At 69.1% G+C, this 19,256-nt stretch carries 12 protein-coding genes; 4 read left to right on the forward strand and 8 right to left on the reverse strand.

What is annotated here, in order from left to right; genetic code table 11:
- Positions 1–137 precede the first annotated feature (137 nt).
- Both ACIRG5_RS09125 and ACIRG5_RS09130 read right to left on the reverse strand, forming a co-directional pair.
- The gene (locus ACIRG5_RS09125; protein ID WP_402902387.1) at positions 138–935 is read right to left on the reverse strand and encodes a hypothetical protein; all 798 of its coding nucleotides are present in this window, start codon (positions 933–935) and stop codon (positions 138–140) included.
- A gap of 60 nt (positions 936–995) precedes the next feature.
- Positions 996–1,421, reverse strand: a complete 426-nt coding sequence (locus tag ACIRG5_RS09130) for a hypothetical protein (RefSeq protein WP_402902390.1) — start codon at positions 1,419–1,421, stop codon at positions 996–998.
- Between the two features lie 154 nt (positions 1,422–1,575).
- Here ACIRG5_RS09130 and ACIRG5_RS09135 point away from each other — a divergent pair, with 154 nt between their 5' ends.
- The 3 genes from ACIRG5_RS09135 to ACIRG5_RS09145 are packed head-to-tail and all read left to right on the forward strand — an operon-like array spanning position 1,576 to position 5,248.
- On the forward strand, positions 1,576–2,967 hold the full coding sequence (locus ACIRG5_RS09135) for a sigma 54-interacting transcriptional regulator (RefSeq protein WP_319973163.1): 1,392 nt from the start codon (positions 1,576–1,578) through the stop codon (positions 2,965–2,967).
- On the forward strand, positions 2,964–4,892 hold the full coding sequence (locus ACIRG5_RS09140; RefSeq protein WP_402902394.1) for a VWA domain-containing protein: 1,929 nt from the start codon (positions 2,964–2,966) through the stop codon (positions 4,890–4,892). Before ACIRG5_RS09135 ends, ACIRG5_RS09140 begins: the two co-directional genes overlap by 4 nt.
- Before the next feature lie 44 nt (positions 4,893–4,936).
- Positions 4,937–5,248, forward strand: a complete 312-nt coding sequence (locus ACIRG5_RS09145) for a hypothetical protein (protein ID WP_402902397.1) — start codon at positions 4,937–4,939, stop codon at positions 5,246–5,248.
- 163 nt (positions 5,249–5,411) lie between these two features.
- Here ACIRG5_RS09145 and ACIRG5_RS09150 read toward each other — a convergent pair whose 3' ends face one another.
- Positions 5,412–5,948 (reverse strand): DUF4240 domain-containing protein, encoded by a 537-nt coding sequence (locus tag ACIRG5_RS09150; protein ID WP_402902400.1) that lies wholly within the window; start codon positions 5,946–5,948, stop codon positions 5,412–5,414.
- 75 nt (positions 5,949–6,023) lie between these two features.
- On the opposite strand from ACIRG5_RS09150, the gene ACIRG5_RS09155 reads away from it, so the two are divergent.
- A complete protein-coding gene (locus ACIRG5_RS09155; protein ID WP_402902403.1) occupies positions 6,024–6,836 on the forward strand; it encodes a hypothetical protein in 813 nt (270 codons plus the stop codon).
- Here the strand turns inward: ACIRG5_RS09155 and ctaD are convergent.
- The 5 genes from ctaD to ACIRG5_RS09180 form a co-directional block, all read right to left on the reverse strand.
- Positions 6,833–8,593 carry a cytochrome c oxidase subunit I gene (gene ctaD, locus ACIRG5_RS09160; RefSeq protein WP_402902406.1) on the reverse strand — a complete coding sequence of 587 codons (1,761 nt, stop codon included), beginning with the start codon at positions 8,591–8,593 and terminating at the stop codon, positions 6,833–6,835. The two genes, ACIRG5_RS09155 and ctaD, sit on opposite strands and share 4 nt — an antisense overlap.
- A gap of 38 nt (positions 8,594–8,631) precedes the next feature.
- Positions 8,632–9,957 carry an esterase/lipase family protein gene (locus ACIRG5_RS09165; protein ID WP_402902409.1) on the reverse strand — a complete coding sequence of 442 codons (1,326 nt, stop codon included), beginning with the start codon at positions 9,955–9,957 and terminating at the stop codon, positions 8,632–8,634.
- On the reverse strand, positions 9,957–13,853 hold the full coding sequence (locus tag ACIRG5_RS09170) for a hypothetical protein (RefSeq protein WP_402902411.1): 3,897 nt from the start codon (positions 13,851–13,853) through the stop codon (positions 9,957–9,959). The genes ACIRG5_RS09165 and ACIRG5_RS09170 overlap by 1 nt, the downstream gene beginning before the upstream one ends.
- 58 nt (positions 13,854–13,911) lie before the next feature.
- Positions 13,912–14,694 (reverse strand): slipin family protein, encoded by a 783-nt coding sequence (locus ACIRG5_RS09175; protein WP_402902413.1) that lies wholly within the window; start codon positions 14,692–14,694, stop codon positions 13,912–13,914.
- A 205-nt stretch (positions 14,695–14,899) separates the two neighbouring features.
- On the reverse strand, positions 14,900–19,066 hold the full coding sequence (locus tag ACIRG5_RS09180) for a glycoside hydrolase family 2 TIM barrel-domain containing protein (protein WP_402902416.1): 4,167 nt from the start codon (positions 19,064–19,066) through the stop codon (positions 14,900–14,902).
- Positions 19,067–19,256 lie beyond the last annotated feature (190 nt).

The following is a 19,256-nucleotide window of genomic DNA, read 5'->3' on the forward strand; positions in this document are numbered from 1 at the left end:
TATGTCGGGGCACCGACAGTTCTGGGGGAGTTGCCCGCCAGGGCGGGGTCGCTGGAGGAGAACCACTCGTTTGGATCAGTGCTTGTGCAGGTCCGGCGTTCAGCGTGCCCGCAGGCACGCGTCCTCGTCAGCTGACGTCAGTGCCGGCCGGCTCCGCTGTCCGCCAGCACACGCACGGCCTCGTCGACCGCCGCGCACCGTGCACGGCGCACGGCTTCCGACACCGGCCGCAGCGCCTCGGTGCGCGCGGTCATCGCCGACGCCGACATCGCGCCGCCGGGGGAGTCGGAGCTCGCCACGGACACGATCGCGGCCACCTCGGCGGCCCGTTGGAGCACTCGCAGCGAGCGGGGCGGCATCGCGTCCGGCCACGGCAGCGTCGAGTTCTCCGCCGCCAGGTCGGTGATCTCCTTGCGCACGTTCGGGCGGTGCTTGGCCACGTCGAGCGACGCCAGGGCGGCCGTCGCCTCGCGCAGCGCCGCGCCCAGGCCGTGCTCGGCCTCGCCGATCGGTATGTGCTCCAGGCCGGTGGACGACGGCAGGTCGAACACCGTCCAGCGCATCACGCCGTCCGCCACGATCTTCGGCACGAGCCCGATGTGCACGGACGGCACCACGAGGGCCTCACCGGACCGCAGCGCGCACGTCGAGAGCGGGCCCTTGCCGCCCAGGCCTCGCACGTCGCCCGGTACTGGTAGCACCAGCCGAGCCGAGGTCGCGCCCGCACGCCGCAGCGCGGCCAGCAGCAGAGCGGGCCCCACGGGGGCCTCGTCGGGACCGGGGAGGTCGAGCGCCGTGGCGGTGCCGTCGTCGTCGGCCACCACCTCGTGCTGCTCGGCCCACATGTGCAGGGCGTCGAGGACGTCGTCGGCGGCGGCTAGACCGTGCAGCCATCCCGACGTCCACACGACCAGCGTGGCACTTGCACAGGACACCCGACGAGATTACGTGGCCCGGCCCCGGGAGCCCCACCCGGTGTGCCCGATCCGAGACGACTAATTGGCCGGACCGATGTGCTTTTCGAGGAGGGTGCGGAACGACGCGGTGTCCTCATCGGACGCGAAAGCCCGGTGCGGCACGGAAAGCGACGCCGCGCCCTCGTCGAGCGTCTCCAGCACGAAGCCCTGCCGCGTCTCGGTCCAGCCCGGCAGCTCCTGCCAGACGATCTCCTCGCGCACGGCGTTGCCCACGGCCATCCGGAACGACTGCTCGTCGGCGCTGCCCACCACGGTCCGGCTGATCATCTCGTCGGACGAGAAGCGCCACCACACCGCGACCGGCTCCATGAACCCGATGACCAGCGCGCACACCAGGCCGAAGAGCGCCACGAAGAGCGCGTCGTCGAAGCCGATCAGCAGCACCAGCGAGACCACCGCGAGCACGAGCGCGAACCACGGCGCCCATCTGAACATCGGCACCATCGCGCGCAGGCTGGCCCGCCAGTCCGCCGGTGAAGGGGCCCATCTGAAATCAACGCTGTCACTCATGTCGCCCGCATTCTGGCGCACGGGCCCGGCCCGCGCCTGGAGTTGCTCCACATCGACGGGTCCCGATTCGGTGCGTAGCGTCGTCTGCGTGACCCAGAACCTGGCCCGCACGGCGGGCGAACTGCGCGCCGCCGGGCATCTGCCGCGCGGCGTCAAGACCGAGATCAGGGAGAACCTCCTCGCGGCCCTGCGCGAAGGACGCAACCCGTGGCCCGGCATCGTCGGTTTCGACCGCACGGTGCTCCCTCAGCTGGAGCGCGCTCTGCTGGCCGGCCACGACGTCGTCCTGCTCGGCGAACGCGGGCAGGGCAAGACCCGCCTGCTGCGCACCATCGTGTCGTTGCTCGACGAGTGGACGCCCGTCATCGAGGGCTCCGAGCTGGGCGAACACCCGCTCGACCCGATCACGCCCGAGTCGAAGAGGCGGGCCGCCGAACTCGGCGACGACCTGCCGGTGGTGTGGCGGCACCGCGACGAGCGCTACGCGGAGAAGCTCGCGACGCCCGACACGTCCGTCGGCGACCTGGTCGGCGACGTCGACCCCGTGAAGGTCGCCGAAGGCCGTTCGCTCGGTGACCCGGAGACGATCCACTACGGCATGCTCCCGCGCGCCCACCGAGGCATCATCGCCATCAACGAGCTGCCCGACCTGGCGGAACGCATCCAGGTCTCCCTGCTCAACGTCATGGAGGAGCGCGACATCCAGGTCCGCGGCTACACGCTGCGGCTGCCGCTGGACGTGCTGCTCGTGGCGACCGCGAACCCCGAGGACTACACGAACCGCGGCCGCATCATCACGCCGCTGAAGGACCGCTTCGGCGCCGAGGTGCGCACGCACTACCCGTTGGAGATCGACGCCGAGGTCGACCTGGTCCGCCAGGAGGCCGATCTCGTCGCCGAGGTGGGCGACCACCTGCTGGAGATCATCGCCCGGTTCGTCCGGAACCTGCGCGAGTCGTCGTCGATCGACCAGCGCTCCGGCGTCTCCGCCCGGTTCGCGGTCGCGGCGGCGGAGACCGTCGCGGCCTCGGCACTGCGCCGGTCCGCGCTGATCGGCGAGACCCCGGCCATCGCCCGCCCGGTCGACCTCGCGTCGGTGCCGGACGTGCTGCGCGGCAAGCTCGAGTTCGAGGCGGGTGAGGAGGGCCGTGAGGACGAGGTCCTGGTCCACCTGCTGCGCCGCTCGATCGCCGACACCGCCCGTGCCCGTCTGGCGGGGCTGAACCTGCGTGCGCTGGCCGAGGTCGTCTCGGACGGCCACCCCGTCGCGACCGGCGACCGCGTGCACGCCGGCGACCTGCTGGCGGCGTTGCCGGAGCTGCCGATCCTGCACGAGGTGGCGGCCCGCATGGGCGCGGGCCCGAAGGATCCCGTCGGCCGCATCGCCTCGGCCGTGGAACTGGCCCTGGAGTCGCTGTACCTGACCCGCCACCTGTCGAAGGACGACTCCTCCGACGACGACCGATCGGTGTACGGATGAGATACCGCTACGGACGCTGGGGCGGCGGCGCCGATCCGCTGGCGCCCCCGGTGGACCTCCGCGCGGCCGTGGACGAACTCGGCCGCGAGATCATGGAGGGCGCCTCACCGGCGTCCGCCCTGCGCGAACTGCTGCGCCGCGGCGTCGACGGCACCCGCGGCCTCGACGACATGACCTCACGCCTGTGGCAGCGCCGCGCGTCGATCCAGCGGCGGCACCGCCTGGACGGCACGCTGACCGAGGTCAAGCAGTTGCTGGACAAGGCGGTCGAGGCCGAGCGCCGCGCGCTGTTCCCGGATCCGTCCGACGACGCGCGCTTCCGCGAGGCCCAGCTCGACGCCCTGCCGCCGGGCACCGCCGCGGCCGTGCAGGAGCTGTCCTCCTACGACTGGCGTTCCGAGGAGGCCCGCGAGGCGTTCGAGCAGATCCGCGACCTGTTCGGCCGCGAACTGCTGGATCAGCGCTTCCAGGGCATGAAGGAAGCCATGTCCAACGTGGACGCCGAGGACGTCAAGCGCATCCAGCAGATGCTCGGCGACCTCAACTCGTTACTGGAAGCACACGCCTCCGGTTCCCCGGACACGCCGCGCATGTTCGACGACTTCATGCGCAAGCACGGCGAGTTCTTCCCGGAGAAGCCCCGCAACGTCGACGAGCTCATCGACGCGCTGGCCGCCCGTTCGGCCGCAGCGCAACGCATGATGAACTCGATGACCGACGCCCAGCGAACCGAGCTGTCCGCGTTGTCCCAGCAGGCTTTCGGTGGCATCGGCTCCTCTCTGTCCACTCTGGACTCGCTGCTGCAACGCCTGCGCCCTGGTGAGGACTGGACGTCGTCCGCCCGCTTCCGCGGCCAGGACCCGCTGGGCCTGGGCGAGGGCGCGCAGGCCATGGCGGACCTCGCCGAACTCGACGCCCTGGCCGAACAGCTCTCGCAGTCGTATCCGGGCGCACGCCTGGAGGACATCGACCTCGAAGCCCTGGAACGCCAGCTCGGCGAGTCGGCCTCGGTCGACGCCCGTCGCCTGGCGGAGCTGGAAAAGGCGCTGCGCCAGCAGAACATCGTGGAACGCGCCCCGGACGGTTCGTTGCGCCTGACGCCCAAAGCGTTGCGGCGCCTGGGCGAAGCGGCCCTGCGCGGCGTCGTGGACCAGCTGCGGTCGTCACAGGGCTCACGCGAGACCACCTCGGCCGGCGCCGCGGGCGAACTGATCGGCTCGACCAGACCCTGGCAGTTCGGCGACACCGAACCCTGGGACGTGCCACGAACCCTGCGCAACTCCGTGCTGCGCTCCGGCTCGATGTCCCTCGACGTCGTGGACCTGGAAGTGTCCGAAACCGAACACCGCACCCGTGCGGCTGTCGCTCTGTGCGTGGACACCTCCTGGTCGATGGTGCAGGACGGCCGTTGGGTGCCGATGAAACGCACGGCCCTCGCCCTGCATCACCTCGTGCGCACCCGTTTCCGGACGGACGCTCTGCAACTGGTGACCTTCGGGCGTTACGCCGAGGCCGTGGACATCGGTCAGCTGACCGCGCTGGAAGGCGTGTGGGAACAGGGAACGAACCTGCACCACGCCCTGTTGCTGGCAGGGCGCCACGTGCGTCGCCATCCGGACGCGCAGCCCGTGGTGCTCGTCGTGACCGATGGCGAACCCACGGCGCACCTGGAGCCCGACGGGGATGCCGAGTTCAACTACCCGCCGCTGCCCCGGACCCTGGCCAAGACGTTGAACGAGGTCGACGCGCTGGCTCGGCTCGGTGCGACGATCTCGGTGTTCAAGCTGGGCGACGACCCCCGGCTGGCCGCCTTCGTCGACATCGTGGCCCGGCGAGGCGGTGGACGTGTGGTGTCGGCGGACGAGGAAGGACTCGGGGCCGCTGTGGTCAGCGACTACCTGAAGTCTCGGCGCCGGCGTCGTTGATGCGGTTCCTCCTTGCCGTTGTGCTGAGTGGAGTTCCTTCGACCGTGCACGCGCTGGTGGTGGGTGACGACCTGTTGCGCGCCACCAGAGCTGCCGGGTCGTTGGTCGGCGGTGGCGTTCGTTCGGGCGTTGTCGTGCACCTGGCCGTGTCCGCGTTCTGGGCGTTCGTGCTGACACGGCTTCGGGTGCGCGGTGTGGTCGGTGGGGCGGTGGCCGGGTTGGTGATCGCGGCCCTCGACCTGGAGCTCATCGGGCGCCACAACGCGCAGATCCGTGCACTGCCCAGGATTCCGCAGTGGCTGGACCACGCGGCTTTCGGCGTGCTCGTCGCCCGGCCACCCGTTCAGCGCAGCTAGAGCGCGGACAGGCGTGGGAAGAAACCGGAGCGCCTGCTCGTCGTCGAACTCGAGCCACCACGGGCGCAGTTCGTCGGCCGGTGACGTGGCGCGGGCGGCCACCTCGCAGCAGGTCTCGGCACCGGCACGCGCGGTGGAGATCAGCTGCCGGCAGCCGGGCACCTCACGACTCGTAGAGCGCGGCGAGGCAGGGTAAGCGGGTGGCCAGTTCGGCGCTGTCGTCGAAGTCGAAGTCCCAGTCCGGGTCGAGGTCGGGGTAGCGGATCCGGAAGGCGTCCTGCGGCAACTGCATGCCGGTGGCCTTGATGTGGGCGTTCCAGGCGATCGACAGGGCCGACTCGCACTCGAACTCCATGCCGGACTCGGCGGCCTCCACGACCGCCGGTAAGGACGCCAGCGCGTCGGGCGAGGCCACGACTGAGTTGTAGGTCTCCTCGCCCTGGGTGAGGAGCCAGCCGCGGAAGTAGTCGAAGCCGTCGTCCGAGCAGCCGCCGTTGATCAGGTAGGCCGCCGCCCACAGCGGGTTCTGGTACGACGTGGCCAGCAGATCCCACAGGACCTGTTGCGTCGCAACGATCTCCGCGGGCGGCCGGGCGGCCAGCAGAGTCGCGGCGGCGTCGGCCACCGCCTCGCCGTCGGACGGGTCGGAGACGCTCGCGCGGGCGTCGGCGATGAGCTTCCAGAAGGTGTTCGGGTCCACGTCGAGAAGCTTGGCAGAGGGGTCTGACAATTTTTGGCGCCTGACTTACGAGCCGGAACGTTCTAGGTTGGACACATGATCAGGAACCTGTTTCGTTCGCTCGAGGCCGTGCACGGAATGATCTACTTCGCCCCGGAGGCGGAGTCCCGGTACGCGAGTGTCGGGCTCGACCGGCCTGGAGGGTATTTCGCGTCACGGGCGGCGGCGCTGGGGGCGGTCGGGGCCGACGTCGTGATCGCGACCTTCTACAACTTCAACCCCGAGATCGTGCGGGCGCGCATTCCCCAGGCGTGGGAGAAGGTCACGCCGGAGCGCATGCTCGAACTGCGGTGGGAGGCGGCGGACGAGGCGCTCGCGAAGGCCCTGCCGGACGACCTGAAGGAGATCACCGAACTGGCGAAGCGCGCTGCCGAGCGGTCGAAGGAGATGCTGAGCGGCCGCACGTTGTTCGCCGCGCACGCGCGCCTGCCGTGGCCGGACGAACCCCGTCTGCAGCTGTTCCACGCCCAGACGTTGTTGCGCGAGTTCCGCGGCGACGGGCACCTCGCGGCCCTTCTCCGGCACAACATCAGCGGCATCGAGGCGTTGGTGCTGCACGTCGCGACGGGCGACTACCCGGCCGACGTGCTGCGCAAGACGCGTGCGTGGTCGGAAGAGCAGTGGGCGGCGACGGTCGCGGACCTGCAGCAGCGCGGGCTCGTCGGCGAGGACCAGTTGCTCACCGAGCAGGGACGGGAGCTGCGGCAGGGCATCGAGGACGACACGGACCGCATGGCCGCGCCGGCCTACGACGTCCTCTCCGACCAGGAGAAGCAGCGGTTCGTCGAGCTGGCCGCGCCGCTGAGCAAGGCCGTGGTCGACGCCGGGATGATCCCCGGACGCCGCTAGTCGGCCCCGTCGCGGTCGGTGGAAGCGAGCGCCTTCTCGGTGGCCTCGTCCTTGCCCGCCCGGTGTTTTCCGGGATGGGTCAGCGAGAAGTGCGCCTCGTCCCGCATCCGTTCGACCATGTGCGGGTAGTGCAGCTCGAACGCCGGACGCTCCGAGCGGATCCGCGGCAGCTCCTTGAAGTTGTGCCGCGGCGGGGGAGACGTCGTGGCCCACTCCAGCGAGTTGCCGTAGCCCCACGGGTCGTCCTGCGGGGCCGGGTCGCCGTAGCGGTAGGAGCGGAAGACGTTCCACACGAACGGAAGCACCGACGCGCCGAGCAGGAACGAGCTGATCGTGGAGATCGTGTTCAGCGTCGTGAAGCCGTCGGACGGGAGGTAGTCGGCGTAGCGGCGCGGCATGCCCTCGTTGCCCAGCCAGTGCTGCACGAGGAACGTGCCGTGGAACCCGATGAACGTCGTCCAGAAGTGCAGCTTGCCCAGCGGCTCGTTGAGCATCCGCCCGGTCATCTTCGGGAACCAGAAGTAGATGCCGGCGTACGTGGCGAACACGATCGTGCCGAACAGCACGTAGTGGAAGTGCGCCACCACGAAGTACGTGTCGGACACGTGGAAGTCCACCGGCGGCGACGCGAGCAGCACGCCGGTCAGACCGCCGAACAGGAACGTCACGAGGAAGCCGACCGAGAACAGCATCGGCGTCTCGAACGTCAGCTGGCCCCTCCACATCGTGCCGATCCAGTTGAAGAACTTGATGCCCGTCGGCACCGCGATCAGGAACGTCATCAGCGCGAAGAACGGCAGCAGCACCGCACCCGTGGCGTACATGTGGTGCGCCCACACGGCCACGGACAGCATCGCGATCGCCAGCGTCGCGAACACCAGGCCCTTGTAGCCGAACAACGGTTTGCGGCTGAACACCGGGAAGATCTCCGTCACGATCCCGAAGAACGGCAACGCGACGATGTACACCTCGGGATGGCCGAAGAACCAGAACAGGTGCTGCCACAGGATGACGCCGCCGTTGGCCGGGTCGAACACGTGCGCCCCGAGGTGCCGGTCCGCCGCGAGACCCATCAGGGCCGCGGTCAGGATCGGGAACGCCAGCAGGATCAGCACGGACGTGACCAGGATGTTCCAGGTGAACACCGGCATCCGGAACATCGTCATGCCCGGCGCCCGCAGGCACACCACGGTGGTCGTCATGTTGACCGCGCCGAGGATCGTGCCCAGGCCGGAGATCGCCAGACCCATGATCCACAGGTCCGCGCCGATGCCCGGCGAGTGCACGGCCGAGGACAGCGGCGTGTAGGCGAACCAGCCGAAGTCCGCCGCACCGCCAGGCGTCAGGAACCCCGAGACGGTGATGATGGCGCCGAAGAGGTACAGCCAGTACGAGAAGGCGTTCAGGCGCGGGAACGCGACGTCCGGCGAGCCGATCTGCAGCGGCAGGATGTAGTTCGCGAACCCGAACAGGATCGGCGTCGCGTACAGCAGCAGCATGATCGTGCCGTGCATGGTGAACAGCTGGTTGTACTGCTCGTTCGACAGGAACTGCAGGCCCGGCCGCCCCAGCTCGCCGCGCATCAGCAGCGCCATCACGCCGCCGATCATGAAGAACGCGAACGACGTGGTGAGGTACATGATCCCGATCTGCTTGGGATCTGTCGTCTTGAACAGCGAGAGGAAGTACGAACCCTTCGGCCGTGCGCGCGCCGCCCCCGGATGGGGCACCACAGGCGTGGGCTTGATCGTGGTCATCGCGCCTCCTCCGTGCCAGACGTGAATCGTCCTCCCGGTCAGACCGAGGGGCAATCCATGACGAGCACCGCACTGGTCACCGGGACCACCGGAGCGCCTACCGAAATGCCGCTGACCTGCACGTAGTAGGCGCCGGGGATCAATTCATCGAATTTGATCGTCATCCTCTCGGAGATCGCCGGACTGCGCGATTCGACCTGTTTGCCCTGCTCGTTCAGCAGCGCCACCTTCACCGCCCGCGCCGCCGTGTCCTTCAGCTCGACGGTGACCTCCAGGTCCTCCCCGGTCAGCACGAGGTCGGGCACGGTGAGCTGAGGCTCGGTCGCCGTCACGTTGCGCGGCACGACGGCCTTCGCGGTCAGGAACGACTCCACCGCGTCCAGTACGGCGGCGTTGTCCTGCAACGACGTGTGCTGCTCCGTTACGCGGTGCAGCGTGTTCGACGACAACGCCAGCCCGCGCCGTACGCCGCCGACCATGGGCACGGTCGCGTCCCCGTACAGGTCCTCACCCTCGTACGTCCGGAAGCAGGTGACCTTGCCGTCGGCGATACGAGCGGTGGTGGCCGTGGGCTGCTTACCGCCGAGGATCGCGTACGTCTGATCAGCGAACGAGTCGGTCAACGAGCCGTGGAACGCCATCGCGTCCGTGACCATCTTCGTGTCGAGCTCGGGCAACGAGGTCTCAGTCGTCTTGAGCAGGCCGCCCGGCGACTCGATGCACGCGTACTCAGGCAGCAGCTGGTGCAGCGACGGCATCGACCGCGCGAACTCCGTCAGGTCGATCGCCAACGGCCCGAGCCCCTTGCGCACACCGTTGACCAGCTGGTCCAACGCGGTGGCGGCCCCGCGATAGGGCGTGCCCATCGTGATCAGCTTGGCCGTGCGCTCGGCCATCCCGCACTGCTCGATGCACCACCGCGCCACCAGCCCGCCCATCGAGTGGCACACGAAGCTGACCTTGGCGTCCGGCCCGATCCGGTCCAGCGCCTCGTCCACCCGCCGGGCGAGCAACGCGCCGTTGTAGCGGTTCGACAGCCGCCAGTCGTAGGCGAACAGCAGCAGGGTGCCCTTCTCGACGCTGTAGCCGAGCGAGTTCATCCGGCGCGTCACCCGGTCGTAGCCCTTCAACGGCGTCCAGATGCCGGGGATGACGTGCAGGTCCGACATCAACGCCACGGGCTCGACGCCGTCCTGGGGGTGCTCGTCGCCGATGCCGGCGGGGAGCTTCAACCGCCCCAGGCTGCGGCCGAGCGTCAGCACCGCGCGCAACGCGGCCTTGCCGGACACCTCCCAGACCATGCCGTCGGCGTTGCGCAGCGTGCTGCCGAGAATGCCGGGCAGAACCACCACCAGATCGGTCATCAGGTCTCCTCGGCGAGCTTGCGGATGAGGGAGAGCAACGCGAGGTTCGCGGGCACCAGGTAGGTCAGCTCGTGGATCCAGGCCAGACGCTGGTCCGCCGCGGGCAGCGCCAGACGTTCGTCACCGGCCCGAGCGCGTGCGACCGCCTTGTACAGCGCTGCCAACGCGTGCGGTTCCAACGCCGTCACGGCCTGGGTCAACGCCTGCGGTGACGCGCCGCCGGCGAGCCCGCGCAGGATCTCGGTCACGCGCGTGGGGTCTTCCACGGCGTCCAGCACGAGGTCGAGCACATCGGCGTCCTCGTCGGCCAGCAGCAGCAACGCGTGCACGGGCCGGTTGTCGCGGACGTTCTTCAGCACTTCCTTGTCCAGCAACTCCTCCCGCCGTGTGGCGAGGAGTTCGCGACGGCGTGCGGGCGTGGCGTCCATGAACTCGTCCGCGAGGCTCGCGAGCAGCCACGGCCGATAGGCGAGTGCGACGCCTTGCTGTTGTGCGGTCGTGCGGCGCGACTGGATGACCTGCGCTTCGATCAGGCTCGTTCCGTACAACGCCTCCGTGACGGCGACATCCGCGTCCGTGGACAACAACTCGGGGTGTGCGACCAGGAGCGCGCGCTCCTCGGCGTACGAACGCGCGAACACCCACGAGCGGGCGGTCCTGAGCAACGCCCGGTCGACCGTCAGCCAGTCCGGCGTCGAGTCCCACGGCCACGGGCCGGAGTCGTAGTGACGGCGCGCGATGTCGTGCACGTCGTGCATCGCCTGCCGTGACTGGCCGACGTGCGTGAGCGCCTGGCACAGCCACTTCGCCGCCGCCGGATCACCGGCTCTCGTCGCGGCCGCCCGCAGCATCAGCAGCGTGGCGAGGTGCGGGCCGTTGAACCGCGCGGCCACCCGTTCCCAGGTCTCCTCGACGATCTCGGGCTGCTTGAGCCCCGCGCAGAGCGTGTCGAGCGTGAACAACGCGGCGGCCAGCGTCGAGAGCCGGTCGGTGTTCTCCGGCAGCAGGCAGACCTCGACGGTCCGCAACCCGGTGGCCAGCGCGTCCCTGTGCTTGCCCGCGTCCCGCTGGCGGCGCATCAGGTTGTGCAGCGCCTGGGCGTGGATCCGCGAGCCGTCGGCGAGGTCGGCGGCCTGCCGGGCGGCGTTGAGGGCCGCGTCCGTGCGGTCGACCATGCTGTAGGCGACGCTCAGGCTCAGCGCCGCGTCCGCGAGCTGGGGACGGAACGCCGCGTGCCGGCCGAGCGTGCCGCTGATCTCCGCGGCCTGCCGGGTCATGCCGTCGGAGTCGGACAGCCTGCCCAGGGCCAGGTAGTCGCGGCTCAGTTCCACCAACGCGCTGACCAGGTCCGCGAGGAACACCGGGTTCGTCTGCGCGAGCGAGTAGTACAGCTCGACGGCCTGCTTCGACCGTTGCATGGCCTCGTAGCGCAGGCCCGAGTCGCTGCACCGTGCGGCAAGACACGTCACCGCGCGCGCAAGCGGTGCATCGGTTTCGACCGCCGCAACGGCGTCACGGGCCGTGGACAGGGCCTCCCGCCTACGTCCCAGCATCGCGTAGATCTCGCTCAGGTCCACCAACGCGCCACTGAGGTGCGCCGCGTACGTCGGGTTGTCAACGCCGTGCGTCGTCGTCTTCGCGATGCGTTGCGCGAGCCGTTTGTGCGTAAGGCTTTCCGCTGTCGTCGGCGTCGACGCCACCAGCTCGCGGTAGCGCACGGCGGCCTCTTCCGCGGGCGCCACCGCCTGCTGGAGGCGTCCGGCGTCACGGAACCGGCGGCCGAGCTTGTTCAGCACGAAAGCCAAGTCCGCCAGGTACATCCGCAACGTGGGAACCAACGCGCGGAAGTGCTCGGCGGCTTCTTCGAAAGGCGCGATGGCCTCGTCGCCGCGACCCCAGTGCATCAGCTCGTTCGCCGCAGTCGTCGCCGCGAGCGCGATGTCCGGCAACAACATCCGGTTCATGCCCGCGAGATCGCGCAGCCCGTCCAACGCCTGCGTGCCGGCGTGCCCGCAGTGCCGCCACGCGTACTTCCACAGGTAGCCCGGCACGTTCGGCGGCACGCCGGCCTCCATGCGCTGCCGGTAGAGCCGGATCAACGCGCAGGCGACCTTCTCCGCACCCGGTGCGAACACCACGTCACGGCACGGCGCGAACTGCGGCCGCAGGTGGTCCGCGAACGTCTGATGCGTCAGCTTGAAGACCGCCGTGCCCTCCTCGCCGTCCTGCACGACGTGACGGCCCAATTCGGTGAGCACGGCGGTGATGTCGTCACGGGTGAACTCCTCGCCGGACAACGCCTGCGCGACCGCCATCCACTCGGCCTCGGGGAAACCCGCACCGTAGCTCCACGTCAACGCGGTCAGCAGCGCACGAGCTGAGGACACCTTCGCGAGTTCACGGTCGAACGCGGCCTCCAGCGAGAACCGGAGGTCGCCACCGCCGTCGGCCAGCACCTGGTCGGTGATCATCCACGCGGTCAGGAACGGCAGCTTCGCCAGCTCGTCCACAGTGGACTGCGGAGCGCTGGATCCCAGGCGCGCCAGGACGTACTCGCGCACGTCGGCCTCGCTGCCCGCCTCGTCGAGGTCGAGCACGTCGACCGGCGACAGCTCGGTCAGCAGGGGAGCGCCACCCGCGACCCGCTGCGCCTGCCGGGTCGAGACGATCACGACGGCGCAGGCCGCGAGCTTGGTCAGCAGCGAGGTGGCGATCGAGAACGACTCGCCGCGCGCCTCGTCCAGGCCGTCGACCACCAGCACCGGCGGTGTGCCCAACGCGCTGACCACGCCCACCAGTTCGGCGGCGCCCCGGCGCGGGCCGTCGGGCGCGGGGATCAGGCCCGCCGCGACGAGCTGGCGGCTGAGCAGGTCGGCGACGCGGTCGGCGTCCATCGCGCGGGCGTGCACGGCCGCGTCGACCGACTCGGGACCGGGGTCGGCGTGCCGGAACGGCGGCCCGGCGGACAGCAGGCGGTCGCGCTCGGCCGAGTTGGACAGGCTGACAACTCGGCCGACGACCGCGGACTTGCCCGTGCCCGGCGACCCGGTGACCACCCGCAGGCCGGCCACCCCGGACTTCACCCAGCTCACGACCTTGTCGACTTGGGCGGTACGGCCGGTGAACCACGACCGGTTGGTCGTGGAGTCACCACCGCGGGCCGCGAGCAGAAGGTGCTTCACGACCGTGTTCGCGGCGTAGAGAGGGTTCGGCAGCATCGGCTGTGCGGACCCGTACTGCATGAAGCGAGGCCGTTGGACGTCGCTGTCCCACGCGTTCAGCAGCGCCGTACCGACCGCGCCGCCGTCGATCAACGCGATGCGGTCGCTCCAGCGCCATGCGTCCTCATCGGCCGTGGGACCGGCACGCAGCAGCTTGCGGAGCTTGCCGCCGAACAGGCCGTCACGGGCCGTTTCGATGCTCGAACACGACACCAGCACGCCGGCCCAGTGCACCTGACCGGCCAGCAACTCCTCCTGGACGGCCGCGACCGTGCGGACGGCCTCGTCGAGCTGGGCGCCCGAATAGCAGGCGTCGATGATGATGAGCACCTGGTGCGCGCCCGACGCGGCACACCACAGCGCGAACTCGTGCAGCATGATGCCGTCGACCACGCCGTCGTTGTCCCTGGCCAGGAGCCTGAGGTTGCCGGCGACGGGGATGGCGTGCCCGCTCCACAACGCCACCAGCGCGCCGCCGTCCTGCGGCTTGGTGCGCAGCGCCTTCATGTGCGCGCGGATGTCGGCCTCGGCCGGGTCGGCCAGCGGTTCGCCCTCGTAGCCCTTGAGCAGGGCGCGCAGCTCCCGCACGTCGCTCACGGCGTGCTGCAGCGGCTGCACCAGCTCGTAGGAGCCGACGCCGATGCCGACGAACCTGCCTCTGACCCTCTCCTGCATGACTCACTACCCCCTGTCCACACGTCGCCGTGCGGCAAGGGGTGTTACTCCGGTTAACTCATTCGGCCGAGTCCTTGGGCAACTCGATGTTCGTGTTCTTCTCCAGGAACCTCAGGAGCTCCACCGGGAACGGCAGCACCAGCGTCGAGTTCTTCTCCGCCGCCACCTCCACGATGGTCTGCAGCAGCCGCAACTGGAGCGCGCCGGGCGTGGCCTCCATGGTCCCGGCGGCCTCGGAGAGCTTCTTGGACGCCTGCAGCTCGCCGTCCGCGGTGATGATCCGGGCGCGGCGTTCCCGTTCGGCCTCGGCCTGCCGCGACATCGAGCGCTTCATGCTCTCCGGCAGCGCCACGTCCTTGATCTCGACGCGGTCGATGTCGATGCCCCACTCCAGCGCGGGTGTGTCGATCATCAGTTCCAGGCCCTGGTTGAGGCGCTCGCGGTTGGACAGCAGGTCGTCGAGCTCGCTCTTGCCGATGATCGACCTGAGTGAGGCCTGCGCGACCTGCTGCATCGCGAACCGGTAGTCCTCGATGTTGATGACGGCCTTCGCCGCGTCCTGCACCTTGAAGTAGATGACGGCGTCGACGCGCACGGTGACGTTGTCGCGCGTGATGCCGTCCTGGGCCGGCACGGGCAGGGTGACGATCTGGAGGTTGACCTTCCTGAGTTGGTCGACCCCGGGCACCAGCATCGTCAGCCCCGGCCCGCGCACGCCCTCCCGGAGTTTGCCGAACCGGAACACCAGTCCCTGTTCGAACTGTTTGATCACTCTCGCGCTCATCGCGAGGCCGAGGCCTCCGAGCACGACGAGACCACCGAGGATTTCGAAGAAGACCATGAGACCCCGCCTTTCATCGGCGAATGCCCTTGATCTCCAACGGTACGCCCACGCGGGGTGATCACTAACCTTTGCCGCGTCTTTCGCCCCTCAGACGGTCGCATCGCGGTATCAGCCCCCGCCCCTCATATCGGGCATATGGGGGGCGGGGGCTGATACCGCGAGGTGTCCTGCTGAACGGTGAAAGACGCGGTGAAGATTGTGATCACCCCGCGTTGCAGCTCAGAACGGGGTTCGCCCAGTCGGAGTGGTCGTGGGCGTTGCCGTCACCGCTGTCTGTCACCCGGAACGTCAGCACCGTTGCTCCAGACGTGTCGACGGTGATCGGTTCGGCCGCGCTTTGTCCTGTCAGCGTGGGGCTTTGGTACGCGGACACCCCGTCCTTCAGCACCTCGAACCGGACGGTGCCGCCGCCGTTCGTCTCGTCGTCGACACCGATCGCGGCGGTGAGCGTCGAGCACTTGCCGCCGGTGTAGATCTGGAACTCCGAGTCGGCGTGCGTGCCGACGCCCTTGTCGAACTTGGCGCCCCGGATGCTCATCGGGTTGCCGTCGCCGCCGGAGTTCTCGCCGTTGCTGCGGTCGCGTTCGATCGGGCCCCAGCCGTTGCGCTCGTCGAGGAACTCCAGCGCGGACACCGATGCCTCGCCCTGCGGCGGACGCGGCGTCGCGGTGAAGTCCTTGGTGATCGTGCTCGCCGCCTTGCCCGAGCTGATCTCCGCGAAGACCGGGCGGGTGCCGGTCTCGCCGCCCTCGCGCTTGATCGTCACCTTCGCGGAACCGCTGGAGAGGTCGACGGTGCCCGGTGTGACGGACCAGTTGTCCGGCGCGGTCAGCCTGGCCGTGGTCGTGCCGGGGCAGGGCTTCGTCACGACCAGTTCCGCCTCGACCTGCTCACCTGGTTCGAGAACCGTGTCGGTGGCGTTGAGGACTGCCGTGGGGGCGCAGTCGACCTGACGGCCGAGCTTGCCCGTCGCGGCCTCCACGGGCGTGAGCGGGCGCAGCAGCACGGAGTACGCGTACTCGTTGCCCGCCTCCACCTGATACTGCGGCAACGGCTCGTGGAACGTCTCGCTGACGCCCGTCACGCGATGTGCCGCGTGCAGGGTGGTCCAGCCGTCGTTCTTCTTGAGCGCGAACGGGTACGCGGCACGGTCGAGGTCGTCGTACCGTGAGACTCGTACGTCCAGGTCGCCCGCGACGAGCAGACCCGCGCGGCCGTTGGACAGCGTCGCCCAGCGCGTGTCCGCGTGGTTGCCGAAGTCCTGCGGCTTGTAGTAGTCGTTGAACTCACGGTCCACAGTGGACTGGTAGACGCCGACCGGGTTGCCCGACTTGCGGTCGTCGTAGTTCTCGCCGGGACCGCGGCCGTACCAGGTGAACTTGCCGTAGTCGTCGGGAACCTTGAGCGTGAAACCGATGCCTGGAAGATAACTCAGGTCGCGCATGCGGTCCTGGGCTGCGACCCGGTGGCCGACGTTGATCTCGCCGTCACCCGTGATCCGGTAGGTGAAGGTCTGGCCGAACGACGCTCCGGCCACGGCCTGGGCGGTGGACTTGGCCGTGATGACCGTGTCGGTGGCGTTCTGGGTGACGGTGACGCTCGACGGTGTGGTCTTGAGGCGGTCGAGACCGTTGCGGTACCAGGAACCGTCCTCGCTCATGAACTCGTTCGACAGCGGGGCGCGCCACGCGTCCAGCTCCGGGCCGGTCCTGAGCAGTTCGGTGCCCCGCACGCGCATCGACGTGAGCGTGCCGGACCTCTTGCTCACGACGTAGCGGAAGTCCTTGCCGGACAACACGATCTCGTCGTCGTTCTGGGTGGTCGTGAGCCTGCCGGGTGCTCCCGGCGTGTGCAGGCCGGCGATCTGCGTGCCGCCCAGTGGGAACTGGGCGATGCCGACGTCGTCGCCCCGCCGGTCGGTGGCGCGGACGGTCAGCCAGCGCTCGGTCTCGGCCTTGAAGTCGGGCAACGTGATCGTGCCCGGCCGCAGCCCGCCGCGGTGCTCGGCGATCGTGCGGCCGTTGTCCTGGACCTGCCAGCGCAGTTCGAGGTCGTCGGTACCCGTGAACTGGCGTTCGCTGACGGTCGTGAGCTTGTTGTCGGTGAAGGAGAAGCGGATGGGGGAGTGGACGGCCATCAGTTCGGTGGTCTCCGGCTGTGGCCTGCGGTCGGACCACACCACACCGTCGACGCCACCGGTGCCCGCGCCGTAGGACTGCTTGCGGCCCTTGTCCTCCAGCTTCTCGAAGTCGAGCGCCAGCACGGCGGTCTTCTTCGGGTCCTGAGCCAGCTCGGTGCCGGTCAGGGCGCGGTGGTAGATCCGGACCTGATCGACCGAGCCGTGCGCCATGCGCGTGCCGACGTTCTCCTGCATGGTCTCGGCGTTGCGGCCGATGTTGACCGGCCAGTGCGACCAGTCGATCGCACCGCTGTGGTCGGTGGTGGCGACCTCCCGGCCGTCGATCAGCAGCCGTAGCTTCGAGCCGTCGAACGTGCCGGTGACGCGGTGCCAGTTGCCGTAGAAGTCCGCCGGGACGGTGGCCCGGAACGTGCGCCAGGTGCCGCTGTGGACGAAGAACTCCAGCGTGGTGGCGTCGGACATCTTCAGCGCGTACTGGTGGTCGCCCTTGGAGATGACGGTGAAGTCGCCGGTCCAGGTGTCGGGCTTGACCCAGGCGTCCAGGGTGAGGCCGGTGGTGACCTCGTCGAGCCTGCGGTCGCGATAGACCTCCACGAAGTCGTCAAGTCCGCTGAGTTGCAACGCTTTGCCGTGCGGTCCGTCCACCTGGGACGGCTTGCCGGACAGGTAGGAGAGGATGCCGCTCGCGTCGTCCGGTGTGGTGTAGAGCGGTAGAGCGATGTTCTGCTCGGCCCAGTCCCAGATGAAACCGCCCTGCACCTGCGGATAGGCGCGCACGACGTCCCAGAACTCCTTGAAGTTGCCGAGGCTGTTGCCCATCGCGTGCGCGTACTCGCCCATGATGATCGGCTTGGTCGTGGTCTTCGCCTTGGCTTCGAGACTCGCGGGCGACGGGTAGCGCGGGCCGGCCACGTCCGCGAACGGCGCGTCGCCGTCCGGCACGTTCGGCTGGTGGTACAGCGGGCGGGTGTCGTTCTTCCGCGCGTACTCGGCCATCGCGTAGTGCGCCTTGCCGAGACCGGCCTCGTTGCCGGTGTCCCACATGACGACGCTCGGGTGGTTCTTGTCGCGTTGCATCATGGCCGTGAACCGGTCCTGGAACGCGTCCTGCCACTCGGGGCGTTCGGCGAGGCAGTTGTTCGGGCAACCGTCGTGGTGGTGGGTCTCGATGTCGACCTCGTCGGCGATCATCAGGCCGTTGCGGTCCGCGAGCTCGTAGAAGTACGGGTCGCTCGGGTAGTGCGACGTGCGGACGGCGTTGATGTTGAACCGCTTCATCAGCTGGACGTCTTCGTCCTGGTCAGCGCGGGTGACGTAGCGGCTGCCGTGCACGCTGGTCTCGGCCCGGTTGGTGCCGCGGAACAGGACGCGCCTGCCGTTGATCTTGAACTGCCGGTCGATGATCTCGATCTCGCGGAACCCGACCGGTTGCATCCCGGTCTGGATCACGCGGCCGTCCTTGAGCAGCTCGACGCGCAACTCGTAGACGTTCGGGGTCTCGTCGGTCCACTTCAGCGGGTTCGCGACCTTGCCGTCCTGGACGGCGACCTCGCGGCCCCGCGGGTCGAAGAGCCTGGTCCGGACGGTGTGGCCCTCCCGCGGGCCGCCGATCTTGACGTCCGTGCTGATCGTGGCGTCGCGGTACCGGTCGTCGAGGTCGGTCCTGATCGTGACGTCCTGGAGGTAGGTCCTCGGCGTCGAGTAGAGCCAGACCTCGCGGAAGATGCCCGAGAACCGCCACTGGTCGTAGTCCTCCAGGTGGGAGCCGGAGCCCCAGCGGTGGACCTGGACCCTGATCGTGTTGCGGCCGGGCTTGAGCCTGCTGGTGAGGTCGAACTCGGCGGGCGTGTAGCCGCCCTGGTCGTAGCCGACGTACGTGCCGTTGACCCAGACGAAGTATCCGCTGGTCACGCCCTCGAAGCGGACCAGCGTGCGGTCCCAGTTCGCCGGCAGGTCGAACGTCTTCTCGTAGACGCCGGTGGGGTTGACGTCGTGCGGGATGGCCGGCGGGGCGTCCGGGTACATCTCGGTGGGAATGTTGCGGAACATCGGGTGGTCGAGGAAGTCGGTCTGCCACGTGTGGGGGACCTTGACCGTGCGCCATCCGTCGGGCGTGTCTCTGACGTCCTGTGGCCTGTCGAACATCCGGATGCGCCACTCGCCGTTGAGGCTGAGCCTGCGCTCGGGTTTCAGGTCCGGGTGCGGAGGTTCCTGGTTCTCCCCGGTCATTCTGGGATTCTCCAGATACGCCAAGGCATCCAGGGGTTCGGCCTGCGCGGTTGCGGGGGCCAGTGAGAGCGCTACCACCGTGGCTACGACGACACGAAGCATGCCTTCGGAAGCTAGGGGCGGCGTGAGGACGGCGTCAACGAATGTCCGCTCTTTCTGTCCGAACGGATCGAGCGCGCGCGTCCCAGCC

Source organism: Lentzea sp. NPDC102401, from assembly GCF_044765805.1.
Classification (GTDB): domain Bacteria; phylum Actinomycetota; class Actinomycetes; order Mycobacteriales; family Pseudonocardiaceae; genus Lentzea; species Lentzea sokolovensis.